A 2,869-nucleotide genomic window follows, 5' to 3' on the forward strand; every position below is an offset into this window, starting at 1 on the left:
ATTGAAATCTAGGTTAGAAATTATATTTCACACCTAGCATTACAGCGGTATCACTGTAACCTTTGTTGCCGATTTGCTGGGCAACATTACCCCACAGGTTAACTTTTTTATTGATCTGGCCTTCAACACCCACTTTTAATTCACCGATATTGGCGGCTCCATCTTGCTTCACTGTCACGTTATCCATAGTGACACCAAAGTCTTTGGTATTATGGATCCAGTTTGCTTCTACAAATGGCTGAAATACTCGGTCTTTACCTTTATCCTGGCTGCTATAGCCATTCATAAAGGCTTTCACACCCAGACGGGTCTGGATATTGCCATCACCTTCACCAGAGACATTCGTGCCGTTAGCTTCTTTATGGTCGTCAGCTTTCACACCCATCCAGGTCACCTGCGCTTTAGGCTGGATAAAGTAGGTGGCATTTTTAGCGGCATTTTCACCGATTTTGAAGGTATAACCACTCTCAACCGAGGCAGTTATCCCCTTAGACTTATATTCTTCAGTATTCAAATCTTGACCGTCAACGGTGTTGTTGAACCAGCTGTATTGCGCCCAACTGTCGACATATAAGCCGGACTTATCGACCTCGTTGGCATACCAGGTCCCGTAGACACCGGTGCTGTAACCGTCAGTTGACCCTTTAGCGTTGTAACCGGATACTTGCGAGATGGTGGTGCTTTTGCTGTTACCATACCCAGCCATAACGCCCAGATGGAAACGGTCCATGTCGTTATTGCTCCACTGAGCAATATCTCCGCCTAATTGCAGCACATAACGGTTAGCCTGTGTGCTCAGTTGATCTTGAGAATCACGGAAACGGTTATGCCCACCCTCGTTACGCAACCACATACTGGTTACTTTCTGTTCGCCAGTCAGTGCGTCGATATACTGAGTTTCGCCCAAACGATCATGCAAACGAGTGACAAACATATTATTAGCCGAGGCTAAGTTGGCAGTATAGCCGCCAGCTTCTGGACGCTCAGTCATAGCAGATGGAACTGTTGGGTCTGTTGGAACTGTTGGGTCTGAAGGTGGCGTAGGAATAACAGCATTAGTCAGATACCAGTTATTGGCATTAGCATCAGAACCGCGCATCAATGAATAATCATAAGCACCGGCAACGATACGATCCTTTTGAATAAACTCACCGTCAGATAAGCCATTAACCTGAATCAATTCAATACCGTTTAACGTTGTCGCGCCAGTGCCACCCGCGTTAGTCACGCTGACGAAGGTGTTCCCTGAAGTGTTACCTTCGACGATCATTTTATCCGTTATGGAGTTGTCGTCATTTAATTCAGTATTAAACAATAAGTTACCGTTATTACCAATATAGTCACCATGGACAGTTAATACGTCGCCTGCAATAGGATTGGAGAAATTAATTGTCCCGGCGTTAGTCAGCTCAGCGACGTCAGAACTTGCCATCATATTCCACATGGCGCGACTATCAATATTCACCTGGCCGCCATTACGTGCAAGACCATTCCATTGTGTATTGTTAATGCTGAGATTAGCTTGGCTACCTAAACCTGACTGGATATCACCATTTAAAACCATATCGTTTGCATTAACATTAATGATACCAAAGTTCGCCAGGCTAGCATCGGTATCTGCATTTATTAATATGCCATTGTTAATAACGCTACTGTTATCAAGGACTGCATTGATGGTGCCACCAAGAGCATTAAATGTTTTGCCGTTTTGACTATGTATATTGGCATTCTGTTGATTCATAGTCACAATTGCTTGGGTGTTACTATTCACTGCATCAGCGTTATTACCACTAGTAACTATATTGGTATTAGTCACATTAATAGTGGTCCCACTGTCATTAGCCTGAACCGCATACGCATTATTACCCACCGTACTGATGTTATTGCCCTGACTAATAATAGAACTCGCGGAACTGGCCATCATGGCTACTGCACCATTACTGGCTGTACTGATAGTGCTACCCGTAATATCAGCCTGACCGCCTAAAACTGCCTGGATAGCGGTATTATTAGCGCCGAGGGTTTTAACCGATGCTCCTGGGTTAATAACAATTTTACCACCTGGCCCTCTCGCACTTACTGCGGTTGCCTGATGAGTGATAATTTGCGTATTTCCACTGACAGTTGCTAAAGATGATCCATTACCATTCAGTTCAGAAGAGACTAGCGCAGTACCCGCCCCGAATGTTTCCAGGGTACTGTCGATGATATCAAATTGAGTATTTGCACTATTTGTTGTTTCAACGAAGACCGCAGCGGCAGAGGCTCCACCGGTACTGGCGTATGAGCCGGTCATGCTCCCTCGTGAACCATTTGCTATTTGTAAAGCACTGGCACTTGAGCCGAGATAAGCACCTGTTGTTGTCAATCTAGAGTTATTGATAATTACTGAACTATTATTAGCAGCTATACCCTTGCCACCGGCACCTGTTGCTGAAATGGTACTGTTATTCAATGAAATTTGGCTATTAGAGACCAGTGACAGGCCAGAGGCATTTGCTCCTGAAACTGAGATATTTGCGTCATCCAAGTTAACACTGGCACCCGTTTGCGCATACACGCCGTGTGAGCCAGTCCCTGTAGTGGTTAATGTACTTCCGTGTAAAAAATCGACACGTGAGCCTGCCCCAGAAGCATATAAAGTATCAGCGGCATTACCCCCAGTCGTTAATGTGATATCACCGTCAGCAATTAATACACCACCATTTGATACCGTTGCTGCATGCCCAGAAAAATCGTTAATCAAGCCAGTATCTACTACTGTCCCATCAGGGGCATTTACAGTTGTACCATTTACTATAATTTGGGAGAACGCAGGCGTTGCTATGGATGTAAAGGCAATAGCGATTAGAGTTTTTTTAAAGGCAGG

The 2,869-nt window shown here is 44.7% G+C and carries 1 protein-coding gene; it reads right to left on the reverse strand.

The annotated features are described in order from the left end of the window. Positions 1-13 precede the first annotated feature (13 nt). Entirely contained in the window at positions 14-2,296 is a 2,283-nt protein-coding gene (locus V1952_RS21015; RefSeq protein ID WP_420075470.1) for an autotransporter outer membrane beta-barrel domain-containing protein, read from the reverse strand. Positions 2,297-2,869 lie beyond the last annotated feature (573 nt).

The sequence above is a fragment of the Yersinia sp. 2542 StPb PI genome, assembly GCF_048593855.1.
GTDB lineage: Bacteria > Pseudomonadota > Gammaproteobacteria > Enterobacterales > Enterobacteriaceae > Yersinia > Yersinia enterocolitica_E.

Coding starts and splice junctions, on each gene's coding strand:
- V1952_RS21015 (WP_420075470.1), bottom strand. CDS start 2,296: ATGACCGGCTCATACGCCAGTACCGGTGGAGCCTCTGCCGCTGCGGTC.